Genomic DNA, 15,155 nt, shown 5'->3' on the forward strand with positions numbered 1-15,155 from the left:
GCCTCGTCGGAGATCGGTATACTTCCCTGGCAATATTCTGATTAATATTCAGGATATGAATTCAACTGAAAAAGGATATTTTCATGTTTACAGGAAAAAAAGCGCTTTTAGCCGTGGCAATGGCCACGCTTATTTCTGGGTCGGCGTTTGCTGCAGAACAAGGTTCCGGTAAGATCAAATTCAAAGGTGTGGTGATTGATGCACCATGCAATATTGCACCAGACAGCGTTGATAAAGAAGTCGATTTGGGTGAAATTACGACCGCAGTTATTAATGCCAATAAAAAATCGTCACCCGTGGCGGTAGATATCAACCTGGAAAACTGCCAACTGGACGATCCAGGCGATGAAACCGATACCCCAATCACCAAAGTTGACGTCACGTTCACCAGCTCCGCCACGGATACAACGGATACCAGTCTGATGACCAACACGTATGCCAACGGCGCGCAGAACGTGGGCGTCCGCCTGCTGGATAATGCGGAAGCGAACATCACCCTGGGTAGCGCCAGTGAAGTTACCCTGCTGGCAGGCTCCACCACCCAGACGCTGCACTTTAAGGCGCAGATGGAAGTACTGAGCGGCAAAACGGCAACGCCGGGTCAGGTTGAAGCCACCGCAAACTATGTGCTGGCGTATAAATAATTCAAATTTACCTCGTTATCTACCGACTGGCTCGTTATGCCAGTCGGCATTTTATATTTACTTTGGGCAACAGGATGATGAAACATAAATCAACATGCATAATCATCATTACCGCCCTGTTAATGACGAAAGTCGCCTCTGGTACCGAATTTAATATTAATGCCATCGATAAAGATCAGCGCAACAGCGTCGACTTAACACAGTTTAAAGATCGCGCCTCCGTCGTACCCGGACGTTATTTTGTTACGGTTTCGATTAATGACATCCCCTTAGCAAACGGCTGGCAGTTAACGTGGAAAAAAGTGAATGATGCAGTCCAGGTCTGTATTCCCGCCGAGCTGGCCGACACGTTCGGCCTGCAGGATAAAATACGGGAATCGCTAACTGAAAAAGAGGGCTGTATAGACTTCGCCCCGCTGCCGGACGTTCATTTTACCTTTGAACAAGCAAGCCAGACGCTAAACGTGTCCATTCCCCAGGCGTGGTTGCAGTACCGTTCTGCCGACTGGATGCCCCCGTCAACCTGGGATAACGGCGTGGCGGGCGTCCTCCTGGACTACAATCTTTTTGCCAGCCACTACCAGCCCAACAGCGGCAGCAGTTCAGATAATGCCAACACTTACGGCACGGCGGGCGCGAACGTCGGCGCCTGGCGGCTGCGCAGCGATTATCAATACAACCAGACGCACGCGGACGGCGGTTCAGAGCATAACGGGCGCTTCTCGCGCGTTTATATGTTCCGCCCCCTCCCCACCATGGGCGCAAAGCTGACGCTCGGCGAAACGGATTTCCAGTCGTCGATCTTCGACGCCTTCACCTACACCGGCGCGTCGCTTATCAGCGATGAGCGCATGCTGCCGTGGTCACTGCGCGGCTATGCGCCACAAATCTCCGGCATTGCCCAAACCAACGCGACGGTCACCGTAAGCCTCGCCGACAGGGTCATCTATCAAACAAAAGTCCCGCCGGGCCCGTTCATCATTCAGGATCTCAACCAGTCGGTGCAGGGCACGCTCGACGTGAAGGTAACGGAAGAAGATGGCCGGGTGAGTACGTTCCAGGTCTCTGCCGAATCCGTTCCCTTCCTGACGCGTCAGGGACAGGTTCGCTACAAGCTGGCAGCAGGCAAGCCGCGAAAGGACGCATCGCATGACGTTGAGGACAGCACCTTCATGAGCGGCGAGTTTTCCTGGGGCATGCTGTCGCAAACCTCACTCTATGGCGGAACGCTGGCCGATGGTGACCACTACCGCGCCCTGGCCGCCGGGCTGGGACAAAACATGGCGTATCTGGGGGCGCTCTCGTTTGATATCACCCGGGCCACCAGCCAGCTGCCGGGTGAGGATCCGCAGACGGGCTACAGCTACCGTTTTAACTACAGTAAACGATTCGACACCACCGGTAGCCAGCTTACGCTGGCGAGCTACCGATACTCGGACCGTCAGTTCCTGAGCTATGCGCGCTATCTGGATGACGACTACAGCGACAGCCAGACGGAAAAACAGACTCTCAGCGTCACCGCCAGTCAGTACATATCGGCCCTCTCGCTAAACCTTTATCTAAGCATGCTGCGCCAAACATGGTGGGATGACTCGCCTTCCACGACCGGCAGCGTCACCGCAGGCTATAACTTCGACCTTGGCCGCTGGAAAAACCTTGGCCTGACCCTGTCGTTGAGCAGAACCCATTACGAAGATGATGAAAAGGACGACAACCAGTTTTATCTCTCGCTGAGCGTGCCGCTCGATCCTGACCATCGCCTGAACTACGATCTTCGCAACGGCGACAGCCTGAGCCAGAGCGTCTCCTGGTACGATACCTCTGACCGGAACAATACCTGGGGCGTCTCTGCAGGCACCGAGAGCGAAAAAGCCGATGCGGGCGCACAGTTCAGCGGAAACTATCAGCACTATTCTTCGCTGGGGGATCTCAACGTCTCGGGCAGCTATAAGGCGAATGAGTACAACTCAATGAGCGCCAGCTGGAACGGCTCGTTTACCGGGACGGCGAAAGGGTTTGCCCTGCACCGTCGCAGCTACGGCAATGAGCCACGCGTCATGGTCAGCACCGACGGCGTGGGCCATATCCCGCTGAACGTATCGCATGACGAAACCAACGCGTCGGGTATCGGTGTTCTGCCGTCGTTTTCCAGCTATACCCCGGCCAGCGTGCGGGTCAACATGAACAATTTGCCTGACGGCGTTGACGTTGATACGCGGGTGGTCACTGCCACCTGGACAGAAGGCGCCATCGGCTATCGTCAAATCGCGACCCGAGCCGGTAACGATATTGCCGGCATTTTGCGAACGCCTTCCGGGACACCGCCGCTCGGCGCCCTGGTCAGCCTGCAGGATAACGGCCAGCAGGTAGGTATGGTCGCCGAGGAGGGTCGCGTCTGGCTGGGCGCCGTCCAGCCTGAGCAACAGTTCCTGGTCACGTGGGGAAACAACCATCAGTGTCGCTTCTCGTTACCTTCTCACCTTGAAAACAGTATGCAGCTCATGCTGCCTTGCCAGTAAGAAACCATGATGAAACCCACCCCACTTAAGGCCCTGAGCCTGATGTTGCTCGGCACCGCATTGAACGCGCATGCCGCCATTAACCTGGACCGTACGCGGATCGTTTTTCCCGAAGGGGACAAGGCAAGCAGCCTGAAAGTCGATAACCAGAGCAAAACCTTACCCTACCTGGCGCTTTCCTGGATTGAAGACGAAAACGGGCGCAAAGAGGACAGCCACTTCATGGCGCTGCCGCCCATTCAGCGCATTGAAGCGGGCGCGTCATCGCAGGTCAGAATTGTGAAGCAGGCGGCGGTTGGGCAGTTGCCGAAGGACAGAGAGTCGCTGTTTTACTTCAACCTGCGCGAAGTTCCGCCCACAAGCAGCGCCAGCGAAGCGCGCAGCGTTATGCAGGTGGCCATGCAGAGTCTCATTAAGCTGTTCTGGCGGCCAAAAGCCATCACCAAAAAGCCGGGTGATCAAAGCGAAATGCGCATGGAAATTACCGCCACCGCAACGGGGCTCAGCGTGCACAACCCCACGCCCTATTACATTACCCTCGCGTGGCTGAGTAAAAATGCGAAAACCCAGCTGCCGGGCTTCGACAGCCTGATGATTGCTCCGTTTGCCACAGCGTCCACCTCTACCGGCGACTACCACGGGAGCTACTACAGCGTGGGTTACATTGATGATTACGGCGCGCTGAAAAAAGTGGACGTTACCTGTGTGGGTAAGGCTCAATGCCAGCTCAGCGAGCGGAAGGGTCAAAACAATGCGCAAGCTCGCTAATTTTCTGTTTTTGCTGCTACTTGCCCTTCTGCCATTCAGGGAGGCGCTGGCGCTTGATTGTTATCTCGGCGTTTCCGGCGGGCCTGTGGAGGAGACAAAAACAATCTCGCCTTTTGCCATTCCCAGCAACGCGCAGGTGGGGGAGAAAATATGGGAATCTGACGAAATCAAAGTTCCTGTGACCTGCGACCACAATGCCACCAGTAATTTTGAAAAAGAGGACATCTATGCCTGGGTTAACCCCTACCCGTCGGCGTCCGATCCCTACTACGATCTCGGCGTAACTTATGAAGGGATCGACTACGATGCGACAGGACAACCCAACGGGGTCGATACGTCCCAGTGCCTTGATAACAAACAGATCACTATCTATACACCTGCCCAAATCCAGCAAATGGGCTGGGAGAACCGCATCTGCTCCGGCAATGCAAACGACATTCACACCTCACGCACGTTCATCGTGCGCTTTCGTCTGTACGTCAGAATCAAGGTCATGCCGCCGCACGGCTACGTCAGCACGCTTGGGGACTATATCGTGGTGCAGTTCGACGGCAAGGGCGGCGTCAACCAGATGTCCGACGCGAAAAACCTTAAGTATCATATTAATGGCCTGAACAATATCACCGTGCTGGACTGCGGGGCGACCTTCAGCATCTATCCGGAAAATCAGGAGATTGATTTTGGTACGTTCAGCGCCCGCGACATGATGAATCAGGGAAAGCGAACGCGCACGTTCTCGGTCAGAACGACCAAGATACAGGACGCCGAGTGTTCCGATGGATTCAAAATGGATTCGTCGTTCTATACGAACGAGACGCTGAGCGATGAAGATACCGCCCTGCTCATCGGTAACGGCCTGAAATTACGCATCCTGAACGGAACGCAGCCCTACACCTTTAACCGATACGAAGAGTATGCCGATTTTACCGGCAGTACGTTGCAGTACGAACAGACCTATACCGCTGAGCTGACGCCGGTGCCGGGAAAAGCGATCCAGTCCGGACCATTCGAAACCGTAGTGCTGTTTAAAATTAACTACCACTAAACATAAAAAAGCCGGGTTTCCCCGGCTTTTTCACTTCAGCGGTTTCAGCTGGCTTTGCGCTCGTGCGCCTGGCGGTACTCGACCAGATCTTCAATCGTGACTACCGGCATATTGTGCAGACGGGCAAAGGTGATGCACTCCGGCGCGCGCGCCATGGTGCCGTCATCGTTGGTCAGTTCACACAAAACACCTGCAGGTTTGAAGCCTGCCAGCGTCACCAGATCGATAGTCGCTTCGGTGTGGCCACCGCGGGTCAGGACGCCGCCAGCCTGCGCGCGCAGAGGGAAGACGTGGCCTGGACGATGCAGATCGGAGGGCTTCGCATCATCAGCAATCGCGGCACGTACGGTGGTCAGACGGTCAGCCGCAGACACACCGGTGGTCACGCCATGCGCCGCTTCAATGGTCACGGTAAAACCGGTACCAAAGGCGCTGGTGTTGTTCTCAACCATCATTGGCAGTTCGAGCTGCTTACGACGGTCTTCGGTAATACACAGGCATACGATGCCGCTACCGTGACGGATGGTCAGCGCCATCTGCTCAACGGTCATGTTTTCGGCGGCGAAAATCATGTCGCCTTCGTTTTCACGGTTTTCATCGTCAAGCACCATCACACCGCGGCCTTCGCGCAGTGCATCCAGTGCATGTTCAACACGTTGAGTTGAAGTGCCAAAAGAGGAAAGTAGCGTCTGATTCATGGTAAAAAAACCTCATTAACATTATGGTTACCAGAATCAGGGCAGTCTTAGGAGCGCCGTATAAGCGGCAAAAAGATAACGTGAGCGGGCCCATGCCCGACTGGATCGTTACTCTCTCCCATCCGGACTCTAACCGTCGGCCCCGGAATTACACCGGATCTGCTGACCTTTGAGTGTTCACCCAAAGCGCTCGCGGGCTTTCAGCGTGAAGCTGATTTACCGCCGGTGGGGAATTTCGCCCCGCCCTGAGAATAAGCGAGATAACTATAACGCTATTGATTACCCTGGGCAATGCATAAGCATCAAACAATTTTGTTTAACCCGCGGCATGACGCGCTACAATAGGCACTGACACCTTTTCATCAAGGGAAACGACAATGATTGACCCGAAAAAAATTGAGCAAATTGCGCGTCAGGTACACGAATCCATGCCGAAAGGCATTCGTGAATTTGGTGATGACGTAGAAAAGAAAATCCGCCAGACGCTGCAGGCGCAGTTGGTTCGCCTTGATCTAGTCAGCCGCGAAGAGTTTGACGTGCAGACCCAGGTTCTGCTGCGTACCCGCGAGAAGCTGGCGTTGCTGGAACAGCGTCTGACCGAGCTGGAAAACCGCAATACGCAGGAAGAAGTGAAGCCGGCACCGGCCATTCCACCGGTGGATGAGCAGGAGTAAGAGCGGCCTGATGCCCTCACCCCAACCCTCTCCCTGTGGGAGAGGGAGAAAAAAAACGGGCCAATTGGCCCGTTTTTTTACTGACTGTCTTTCTGGATCTTCTTAATGATGTTGGTGGTTGAACACCCGTCCTCAAAGTTGAGCACCATCACTTCGCCGCCGTTGGCCCAGACCTCTTCGCTGCCCGCAATTTGATCCGGCTTGTAATCGCCACCTTTCACCAGCAGGTCCGGCAGAATACCGGCAATCAGACGCTGCGGCGTGTCTTCTTCAAACGACACCACCCAGTCCACGGCTTCCAGCGCACCGAGAACGATCATACGCTGTTCCAGCGGGTTCACCGGACGCGTTTCACCCTTCAGACGCTTCGTTGACGCATCACTGTTCACCGCCACAATCAGGCGATCGCCCAGCTTGCGCGCATTCGCCAGATAAGAGACGTGGCCCGCATGCAGAATGTCAAACACGCCGTTGGTCATCACCACTTTCTCACCGCGCTTACGCGCTGCGGCAACGGCGGCTTTCAGTTCGTCTTCGCTCATCACACCGAAACCGGTGTCTGCACGGCCACGCACGGCATTTTCCAGCTCAATAGGCGAAACGGTTGAAGTACCGAGTTTGCCGACGACGACACCCGCCGCTGCGTTAGCAAAGTAACAGGCTTCTTCAAGGGAATTCCCGGCTGCAAGCGTCGCCGCCAGCACGCCAATCACCGTATCGCCAGCACCGGTCACGTCATACACTTCCTGCGCCTGAGTGGGCATATGCAGGGGTGCTTTGCCTGGTTGAATCAGGGTCATCCCCTGCTCTGAACGGGTCACCAGCAGTGCAGACAGCTCGAAATCAGCAATGATCTTCATGCCACGTTCGACAATTTCTGCTTCCGTTTTGCACTTACCCGCCACCGCTTCAAACTCAGAGAGGTTTGGCGTCAGCAGCGTTGCGCCGCGATAGCGCTCAAAATCGGTGCCTTTCGGGTCGATCAGCACCGGCACGTTGGCTTTACGCGCGAGCTGAATCATCGTCTGCACGCTCGCCAGCGCACCTTTGGCATAGTCGGACAGCACCAGCGCACCAATATTACCCAGCGCCTGATTAATACGCTCGTGCAGCGGCTCAGGGTCAACTCCCTCGAACCCTTCTTCAAAGTCGAGGCGGATTAACTGCTGGTTGCGCGACAGCACGCGCAGTTTGGTGATCGTCGGGTGGGTCGGTACAGAAACGAAGTCACACTTCACGTTCACGTCCGCCAGTGACTTGCTCAGCGCACGCGCCGCATCGTCGATGCCGGTCAAGCCCACCAGACGCGAATGCGCGCCCAGAGAGGCAATGTTCATCGCCACGTTTGCCGCGCCGCCGGGACGCTCTTCAATGGTGTCGACCTTAACCACCGGTACCGGCGCTTCCGGAGAGATGCGGCTGGTTGGCCCATACCAGTAGCGATCCAGCATCACATCCCCGACAACCATAACTCCAGCACGTTCAAACTCTGGCAGTGTTACTTTCATTCCTGACTCCAGAAAGATTCACAATTTGCGCGCGATAATATCACACTTGTTTTGTTACGCACGGTTCCACCAGCCACTTCTGCCAGCTTGCCGTCACCTGAGCGCGTTCACTGCTGAAACAGTCCAGCGCCACATGCCCCGGCTGTTCCTGCAGTGCCAGGTGGTGCAGCTCATCGCGTAGCGTGGTATAGGCGCGGGTTAACGCCTGTGCCTCCTGCTCGTCCATAATGTCGTTTTGCGCGAGCAGTTCCAGAATGCGTACATTGTCCGACCAGCGTGTCAGCTTCGGTTTATCGTGCGCGTGCAGCAGCACCAGGTACTGGGTAATAAACTCAATATCGGTAATCCCCCCCTCATCGGCTTTGATATCAAAGCGATCGCGATGTTTATTGCCCAGATGCGCGCGCATTTTCTCGCGCATTTCCCGCACTTCAGTTTGCAACGTGACACCCTCTCGCACCGTCGTCATGACATCCTTACGGATGACGTCAAACTGCGTTTTAAGCTGCGGATCGCCGTACACCACGCGGGCACGCACCAGCGCCTGATGCTCCCACGTCCAGGCTTCGTTCTTCTGGTAATCAGCAAAGGACTCCGTCGAGGTGACCAGCATGCCCGCCGCGCCGGAGGGTCGCAGACGTGCATCCACTTCGTACAAAATGCCGGATGAGGTACGGGTGCTGAACAGGTGCATAATGCGCTGGGCCAGACGCAGATAGAACTGGCGCCCGTCAATCTCACGTTCGCCGTCAGTCATCACGTCGACCGGGCAATCGTGCAGGAAGATTAAATCCAGATCGGAGCTATAGCCCAGCTCCCAGCCGCCGAGCTTGCCGTACCCCACCACCGCAAAACCACGACCCTCACGGTCGGCCAGGTGTTTCGGCTGGCCGTAGCGAGCCACCATCTGCACCCAGGCCTGATGCACGACCGCGTCGATGATCGCTTCCGCAAGCCAGGTTAAGTGATCGCTCACTTTCATCACCGGCAGCGTTCCGGCGATATCTGCCGCTGCCACACGCAGCATCTGTGCCTGCTTAAACTGACGCAACGCCTCCAGCTGCTGCTCTTCGTCCTCTTCCGGCACCCGCAGCAGATACTGGCGCAGCTCGTCCCGGTAGGCGTCCGTCGCCGTCGGCTGGTAGAGCGTATTCGGGTCGAGCAGTTCGTCGAGCAACAGCGGATAACGCGCCAGCTTGTTGGCTACCATTGGCGACGCAGCGCAGAGCGTAATCAGATGTTTAAGCGCCCCTGGAAACTCGCTCAATAGTTCAAGGTACGTGGTACGCGTGATAATCCCACTCAGCAGCGGCATCATGCGTGACAACGGCACCGGCGCATCCGCGCGGGAGCAAACCTCGCTCAGCAGATGCGGCATCAAATGATCAAGTACCTGCCGACCACGTGGCCCAATCGCACGTTTATTCAGTTCAAGACGAAAATCAGCAATCAGTGCCACCACACGATGGCGGGCGTCGTCACTCAGGTGTGCCAGCACTGGCGTAGTGTCATCTTCCTGAAGCGCATCCTGCCATAGCTCGCGCCAGTGCTCGGAAAGCGCATCGTCCTGCGATTCACTTTCGTCATCGCCAATCAGGTCGTTAAAGATACGGCGTACTCCTGCCATATGCGCATCCAGCCGTTCGGTCAGCATTGACCAGTCATCTGCGCGCATCCCCCAGGCAAGACGCGCCCGGTTCAGATCATCCGCTGGCAGGGTCTGGGTCTGTTCGTCGTTGATACTTTGCAGCAGGTTCTCCAGACGACGCAGGAACAGATAGGCCTCACGCAGGGTTTGCGCGTCACCGTCCGGTAACAGGTGAAGCTGCTCGATGGCGCTCAGCGTCGGCAGCAGTGAACGGGACTGCAGCGTAGGCTCACGCCCGCCGCGAATAAGCTGGAAGACCTGGACGATAAATTCGATTTCGCGGATACCGCCTGCACCGAGCTTAATATTGTCTTTCAGCCCACGGCGGCGCACTTCTCGGGCAATCATCCCTTTCATGTTTCTCAGGGACTGGATCACGCTGAAGTCAATGTAACGGCGGAACACGAACGGGCGCAGCATGGCGCGCAGCTCGTTGGCGTAGGCATCGTCGCTGTCGCCCATGATCCGCGCTTTGACCATGGCATAACGCTCCCAGTCGCGCCCTTGCTCCTGGTAATAATCTTCCAGTGCGGCAAAGCTCAACACCAGCGGGCCGCTGTCGCCAAAGGGACGCAGACGCATGTCCACGCGGTAGACGAAACCATCCTGCGTCGGCTGATCCAGGGCCTTAATCAGACGCTGGCCGAGTCGGGTAAAGAACTGGGCGTTGTCCAGCTCACGACGTCCGCCGCGCGTAGAGCCGTTCTCCGGCCAGGCAAAAATCAGATCGATATCGGAGGAGAAGTTAAGCTCGCAACCGCCCAGCTTACCCATCCCCAGAATCAACAGTGGCTGAGGAACCCCTTCCTCGCTGCACGGTGTTCCCCACTCTTTACAGCAGGCGGCGTAGAGCCAGTCTCGCGCAGCAACAATCAACGTCTGTGCCAGCTCACTTAGCTGCTGTAACGTGCTCTCTTCGCTGACCAGCGCCAGAGATTGCGCCCAGGCAATACGCACCATTACCCGGCGACGGAACTGGCGCAGGACGCGCATCAGCGTTGCTTCATCCGCAACTTCAGCAAGCGCGGTTTGCAACCAGTCAGCATAATGCCGCCACTCTTCTGCCTGTGGCGGTGAATTTTCAAGCTCCACCAGCCAGTCCGGGTTGGCGGTGATACTTTCCTGCACAAAATCACTGAAAGTGAGCACGCTCTTCGCCTGCTCGCTTAATGATGACGTCGGTAATGACTCAGGCAGACGTTCGCAAACGGTCTGCCACTGCTGCTGTAACTGCGAAGAAAGCGGCATGATTGGGGTTCCTTGCCAGAGTTAACGTTTTCCGCTGTGCAGCCAGAACGGCTCCTGCGAAATGGCCTCGTTACGGAAATGCTCAATCTCAATATGCTGACGGGTTTCAATGGCATGCTTCAGCCCCTGCCAGTTCTCCAGCCAGGCCTGAGCCTTCACGCCGTCATAGGCACCGGAAAGCAGCAGCATGCTGTCGATATTGCGCGAAAGACGAGGAAGCTGATCGCCATACTGGTCACCCAGCGGGTAAGCAAAGGTGCTCTTCAGCTCGGCGGCATGACGAGAGAGATGAATATCCGCGAAACGTTTGAAGTTCTCCGCGATTTTGGTCTGCGCTTTCGCATCCAGGAAGGTACGCCAGCCACGCGTGACCAGAAACTCGGTCAGTGCCAGTTTTGCCGTCGCCGTTTGCGGGCTATAGATCGCTGTTTGTGCCGATACGTCGGACAGCATCAGCGTTTCGATTTGCGTCAGCAGGTCACGTAAGTGAGCGCTCGCTTTGCGAGGAACAATACCGCCAAACAGCGTCAGGGTATGGCGCACCATGGCAATCGCCGCCAGCACGTGGGATTTCGCGTTTTTCACATTCCGCGCCCACAGCTCTTCATGGTACTGCCACTGCGAGAGCGCCAGCTCCAGCGCGGCTTCCAGACCCTGCTCTACGCTGGCTTTCGGCGCAACGTGCAAAATCGTCGTCTCTTTCACCACGCGTGGCGCATTTCCGACCGCCAGGTGGTAACCTCGCGCGGCTTTACTCAGGCTTCCCTGACGCAACCCGGACTGGTTCACCAGCTTGCGCGCCAGCTTCAGCACATCATTCGCATCCCCTTCCAGCAGTTCAAGCTCCAGTTCGCAGATCGGCTCCTGGAACTCACCCGCCTTCACCTCACCTAAATCCAGCGCGATTTCAATGCGGCTCTTGCCTTCCGTCACCAGCCATTTTTCGCGCCAGAAATCAGTACTGAACAGGGGCTGTACGTCTGCGGATAAGGTTTCTGGCAGTTTACCCTCAGGCCAAACTTCTGTCGGGAAACGTTCCAGCTCAAGTTCTGGCTTACTGATGTCGATATTGTATTCCGGGCGCTGATGTAAACCGCCAACCACGCGACCGGCAATTTTCATCGTCATCTCGTAGCGTCCGTTCGCGCCACGGATACGTAGCCCCATATCGTGGCGGCGCAGCCAGTTGTCTGGCGTTTCGTAATAGATATTAAGCAGTTGTACCGGTGCATGGTGTTCGCCGGAAAGCGTGTGCAGATGCTGACTAAGAGCGTCAAAGCTGTCTTTTTCGACGATAAACTTTAATTCAATTTCTTGTGCCATAGCCTTGTACTTTTGCGGGCGTCACAGACGCGTCAATGAGGACGAACTTCCTCGCCATTTGTTTGTCAGTACATAGTATTTTGCGCCAAATTGCCATGCAATGAGCAATTTGACGGGCGTAAATGTGTAGAGTCGTGACACAGATGATTCTGATTGCTGACGAATGCTTTGCGTAGAGACACTGTTGCCACTACTATCGTTCCACTATTTATGAAAATAACGACTAATGATGCTTAAATTACGCCTGATTGGACTTACTTTACTCGCTTTTAGCGCCGCAACCACCGTGCACGCTGAAGAGAAGCGTTACGTTTCTGACGAACTGAACACCTGGGTACGCAGTGGCCCCGGAGATAATTATCGCCTCGTGGGCACGGTAAATGCCGGCGAGGAAGTCACCCTGTTACAGACCAACGCGGACACCAACTATGGCCAGGTTCGCGACAGTACCGGCCGTACGTCCTGGATCCCGCTGAAAGAGCTGAGCACCGTGCCAAGTCTGCGCACCCGCGTACCGGATCTGGAAAACCAGGTGAAAACCCTGACCGACAAGCTGAATAACATCGACGGAACCTGGAACCAACGCACCGCAGAAATGCAGCAGAAAGTGGCGCAGAGTGACGGTGTGATCAACGGTCTGAAAGAAGAGAACCAAAAACTCAAAAACGAGCTGATTGTCGCGCAGAAGAAAGTGAATGCCGCCAATCTGCAGCTCGACGACAAACAGCGCACCATCATCATGCAGTGGTTTATGTATGGCGGTGGCGTGCTGGGCGTGGGTCTGGTGCTCGGTCTGGTGCTGCCGCATCTGATCCCAAGCCGTAAGCGTAAAGACCGCTGGATGAACTAACTCGTCTTCTCTGCCAGACTTACGTATGATCCTGGAAAAAGAGAAAACGGGAGTGTAGGGCGTGAAGAGTTATCTGGTCGGTGGTGCGGTACGTGATGCGTTGTTAGGTCTGCCGGTCAAAGATAAAGACTGGGTGGTGGTCGGTGCCACCCCCGAAGAGATGCTCGACGCGGGCTACCAGCAGGTAGGCCGCGATTTTCCCGTATTCCTGCACCCAAAAAGCCGGGAAGAGTACGCCCTCGCGCGTACCGAGCGGAAATCCGGTTCTGGCTACACGGGTTTCACCTGTTATGCCGCGCCGGACGTCACGCTGGAGCAAGATCTCCTGCGTCGCGATCTCACCATCAACGCGCTGGCACAGGATGAGCAGGGGCACATCATTGACGCTTATGGCGGTCAGGACGATCTGCGTAACCGCCTTTTACGTCACGTCTCCCCGGCGTTTTCTGAAGATCCGCTCCGCGTTCTGCGCGTGGCGCGTTTTGCCGCGCGTTATGCCCACCTGAGTTTCCGTATTGCCGATGAGACAATGGCGCTGATGACCGCCATGACCGAGGCGGGTGAACTTGAACACCTGACGCCAGAGCGCGTCTGGAAAGAGACGGAAAATGCCCTCACTACGCGCAACCCGCAGGTCTTTTTCCAGGTTCTGCGCGACTGCGGCGCGCTGAAGGTGCTGTTCCCGGAAATCGACGCGCTGTTTGGTGTCCCTGCACCGGCGAAATGGCACCCGGAAATTGATACCGGCGTTCATACCCTGATGACGCTCAGTATGGCGGCTATGCTCAGCCCCGAGGTCGACATCCGTTTTTCCACCCTGTGCCACGATCTGGGCAAAGGCTTAACGCCAAAAGAGTTCTGGCCGCGTCATCACGGGCATGGCCCGGCAGGCGTGAAGCTGGTCGAGGGGCTTTGTCAGCGTCTGCGCGTCCCGAATGAGATCCGCGATCTGGCGAAACTGGTGGCCGAGTTCCACGACCTGATCCACACCTTCCCCATCCTGAAACCGGCCACCATCGTCAAGCTGTTCGATAACATCGACGCCTGGCGCAAACCTCACCGCGTGGAGCAAATCGCCCTGACCAGTGAAGCTGACGTACGTGGGCGCACCGGGTTTGAAGCGTGTGATTACCCGCAGGGACGTTTATTGCGTAAAGCCTGGGAAGTCGCGAAAGCGGTGCCAACGAAGGATGTTGTCGAAGCGGGCTTTAAAGGACCTGAGATCCGTGAAGAACTCACCAGACGTCGGATTCAGGCGGTGACAGACTGGAAAGAAAAGCATTGCCCTCAGCCGAAAGACTGAGGGCTATCGGTCAGAAGAAGACCACGTAAACCGCTGCCGCCACGATAAAGCGATAGATTGCGAACGGAATAAACGAGATACGCTTAATCAACTGCAGGAAAGTTTTAATGGCAATCAGCGCCACGATAAAGGCGGTGATGAAACCAACGGCGAACATCGGAATGTCACCCGTGGTGAGGAACCCAATGCTTTTGTAGACGTCGAGTGCAGTGGCGCCCATCATCATTGGTACTGCCAGCAGGAACGAAAACTCAGAGGCCGCATAACGGCTTACGCCCATCAGCATCCCGCCAGAAATAGTCGCGCCTGAACGTGAGAAGCCCGGCCACAGTGCCAGGCACTGGAAGCAACCAATCATAAACGCCTGGCGGTAGGTCATGTCATCCAGACCTTCCGCACGCGGGGTTTTCGGCTTCAGCACTTCCGCCGCGATCAGCAGGAAACCACCCACGACCAACGCGTACATCACGTTAATCGGGTTAAACAGCGATTTAATGGCGTCGTGGAACACCAGACCCAGCACCACCGCAGGGATCATCCCGAGCAGAATATGGATCAGTGACAGTCGGCCTTTACCCATACCTTCATGCTGAGGCGGACGGCCAAAGTGGATGCCGATCAGACCAAACAGACGACGCCAGAACATCACCACTACCGCCAGAATAGAACCCAGTTGGATGACCACTTCAAACGTTTTAGCGGTATCGCCTTCAAAGCCCAGCAGATGGCCAACGATAATCATATGGCCCGTACTGGAAACCGGCAAAAACTCCGTCAATCCTTCGACCACACCCAGTATTGCCGCCACCAGCAGCGAGTGCATATCGCTCATCTATAAACCCCTAAGAAGATATAAAAAAACGGTGCCCCATTCGGACAACCGAGAAAGATACAGCGTTAAGACCGGTATAACCTAAAATGGTTTAG

The 15,155-nt window shown here is 55.8% G+C and carries 12 protein-coding genes and 1 riboswitch; of the genes, 7 read left to right on the forward strand and 5 right to left on the reverse strand.

Annotated features, from left to right (window positions below):
* Positions 1-83: 83 nt before the first annotated feature.
* From LCD46_19290 to LCD46_19305, 4 genes are all read left to right on the forward strand, one after another.
* The gene (locus LCD46_19290; GenBank protein ID UOY70162.1) at positions 84-644 is read left to right on the forward strand and encodes a fimbrial protein; all 561 of its coding nucleotides are present in this window, start codon (positions 84-86) and stop codon (positions 642-644) included.
* Between the two features lie 74 nt (positions 645-718).
* Positions 719-3,163 (forward strand): fimbrial biogenesis outer membrane usher protein, encoded by a 2,445-nt coding sequence (locus LCD46_19295; protein UOY70163.1) that lies wholly within the window; start codon positions 719-721, stop codon positions 3,161-3,163.
* Positions 3,164-3,172: 9 nt separating this feature from the next.
* Positions 3,173-3,931 (forward strand): molecular chaperone, encoded by a 759-nt coding sequence (locus LCD46_19300; protein UOY73004.1) that lies wholly within the window; start codon positions 3,173-3,175, stop codon positions 3,929-3,931.
* On the forward strand, positions 3,915-4,976 hold the full coding sequence (locus LCD46_19305; GenBank protein ID UOY70164.1) for a type 1 fimbrial protein: 1,062 nt from the start codon (positions 3,915-3,917) through the stop codon (positions 4,974-4,976). The genes LCD46_19300 and LCD46_19305 overlap by 17 nt, the downstream gene beginning before the upstream one ends.
* Before the next feature lie 44 nt (positions 4,977-5,020).
* On the opposite strand, the gene ribB is transcribed toward LCD46_19305, so the two are convergent.
* The gene (gene ribB, locus LCD46_19310) at positions 5,021-5,674 is read right to left on the reverse strand and encodes a 3,4-dihydroxy-2-butanone-4-phosphate synthase (GenBank protein UOY70165.1); all 654 of its coding nucleotides are present in this window, start codon (positions 5,672-5,674) and stop codon (positions 5,021-5,023) included.
* 106 nt (positions 5,675-5,780) lie between these two features.
* Positions 5,781-5,931, reverse strand: a riboswitch (FMN riboswitch).
* A 120-nt stretch (positions 5,932-6,051) separates the two neighbouring features.
* Here ribB and ubiK point away from each other — a divergent pair.
* Positions 6,052-6,348: a ubiquinone biosynthesis accessory factor UbiK gene (gene ubiK, locus LCD46_19315; GenBank protein ID UOY70166.1), complete on the forward strand. Its 297-nt coding sequence runs from the start codon at positions 6,052-6,054 to the stop codon at positions 6,346-6,348.
* A 77-nt stretch (positions 6,349-6,425) separates the two neighbouring features.
* On the opposite strand, the gene hldE is transcribed toward ubiK, so the two are convergent.
* Genes hldE through LCD46_19330 form a run of 3 tightly spaced genes read right to left on the reverse strand, consistent with a single transcriptional unit; the run spans position 6,426 to position 12,075 of the window.
* Positions 6,426-7,856, reverse strand: a complete 1,431-nt coding sequence (hldE, locus tag LCD46_19320) for a bifunctional D-glycero-beta-D-manno-heptose-7-phosphate kinase/D-glycero-beta-D-manno-heptose 1-phosphate adenylyltransferase HldE (GenBank protein UOY70167.1) — start codon at positions 7,854-7,856, stop codon at positions 6,426-6,428.
* 40 nt (positions 7,857-7,896) lie between these two features.
* Positions 7,897-10,752, reverse strand: a complete 2,856-nt coding sequence (gene glnE / locus LCD46_19325) for a bifunctional [glutamate--ammonia ligase]-adenylyl-L-tyrosine phosphorylase/[glutamate--ammonia-ligase] adenylyltransferase (GenBank protein ID UOY70168.1) — start codon at positions 10,750-10,752, stop codon at positions 7,897-7,899.
* A gap of 21 nt (positions 10,753-10,773) precedes the next feature.
* A complete protein-coding gene (locus LCD46_19330; protein ID UOY70169.1) occupies positions 10,774-12,075 on the reverse strand; it encodes an inorganic triphosphatase in 1,302 nt (433 codons plus the stop codon).
* 229 nt (positions 12,076-12,304) lie between these two features.
* On the opposite strand from LCD46_19330, the gene LCD46_19335 reads away from it, so the two are divergent.
* Both LCD46_19335 and LCD46_19340 read left to right on the forward strand, forming a co-directional pair.
* Complete coding sequence (locus LCD46_19335; protein UOY73005.1) at positions 12,305-12,925, forward strand: SH3 domain-containing protein; 621 nt, start codon at positions 12,305-12,307, stop codon at positions 12,923-12,925.
* A 61-nt stretch (positions 12,926-12,986) separates the two neighbouring features.
* Positions 12,987-14,228 carry a multifunctional CCA addition/repair protein gene (locus tag LCD46_19340; protein UOY70170.1) on the forward strand — a complete coding sequence of 414 codons (1,242 nt, stop codon included), beginning with the start codon at positions 12,987-12,989 and terminating at the stop codon, positions 14,226-14,228.
* Positions 14,229-14,238: 10 nt separating this feature from the next.
* On the opposite strand, the gene bacA is transcribed toward LCD46_19340, so the two are convergent.
* Entirely contained in the window at positions 14,239-15,060 is an 822-nt protein-coding gene (gene bacA, locus LCD46_19345; protein ID UOY70171.1) for an undecaprenyl-diphosphate phosphatase, read from the reverse strand.
* Between the last annotated feature and the right edge of the window lie 95 nt (positions 15,061-15,155).

The sequence above is a fragment of the Enterobacter ludwigii genome, assembly GCA_023023105.1.
GTDB classification, from domain to species: Bacteria; Pseudomonadota; Gammaproteobacteria; order Enterobacterales; family Enterobacteriaceae; genus Enterobacter; species Enterobacter adelaidei.

Bases quoted from the DNA above. Each gene is read 5' to 3' on its own strand.
- glnE (UOY70168.1), bottom strand. From the start codon at position 10,752: ATGCCGCTTTCTTCGCAGTTACAGCAGCAGTGGCAGACCGTTTGCGAA.
- LCD46_19330 (UOY70169.1), bottom strand. From the start codon at position 12,075: ATGGCACAAGAAATTGAATTAAAGTTTATCGTCGAAAAAGACAGCTTT.
- LCD46_19300 (UOY73004.1), top strand. From the start codon at position 3,173: ATGAAACCCACCCCACTTAAGGCCCTGAGCCTGATGTTGCTCGGCACC.
- ribB (UOY70165.1), bottom strand. From the start codon at position 5,674: ATGAATCAGACGCTACTTTCCTCTTTTGGCACTTCAACTCAACGTGTT.
- LCD46_19295 (UOY70163.1), top strand. From the start codon at position 719: ATGATGAAACATAAATCAACATGCATAATCATCATTACCGCCCTGTTA.
- LCD46_19305 (UOY70164.1), top strand. From the start codon at position 3,915: ATGCGCAAGCTCGCTAATTTTCTGTTTTTGCTGCTACTTGCCCTTCTG.
- ubiK (UOY70166.1), top strand. From the start codon at position 6,052: ATGATTGACCCGAAAAAAATTGAGCAAATTGCGCGTCAGGTACACGAA.
- LCD46_19290 (UOY70162.1), top strand. From the start codon at position 84: ATGTTTACAGGAAAAAAAGCGCTTTTAGCCGTGGCAATGGCCACGCTT.
- hldE (UOY70167.1), bottom strand. From the start codon at position 7,856: ATGAAAGTAACACTGCCAGAGTTTGAACGTGCTGGAGTTATGGTTGTC.
- LCD46_19335 (UOY73005.1), top strand. From the start codon at position 12,305: ATGCTTAAATTACGCCTGATTGGACTTACTTTACTCGCTTTTAGCGCC.
- bacA (UOY70171.1), bottom strand. From the start codon at position 15,060: ATGAGCGATATGCACTCGCTGCTGGTGGCGGCAATACTGGGTGTGGTC.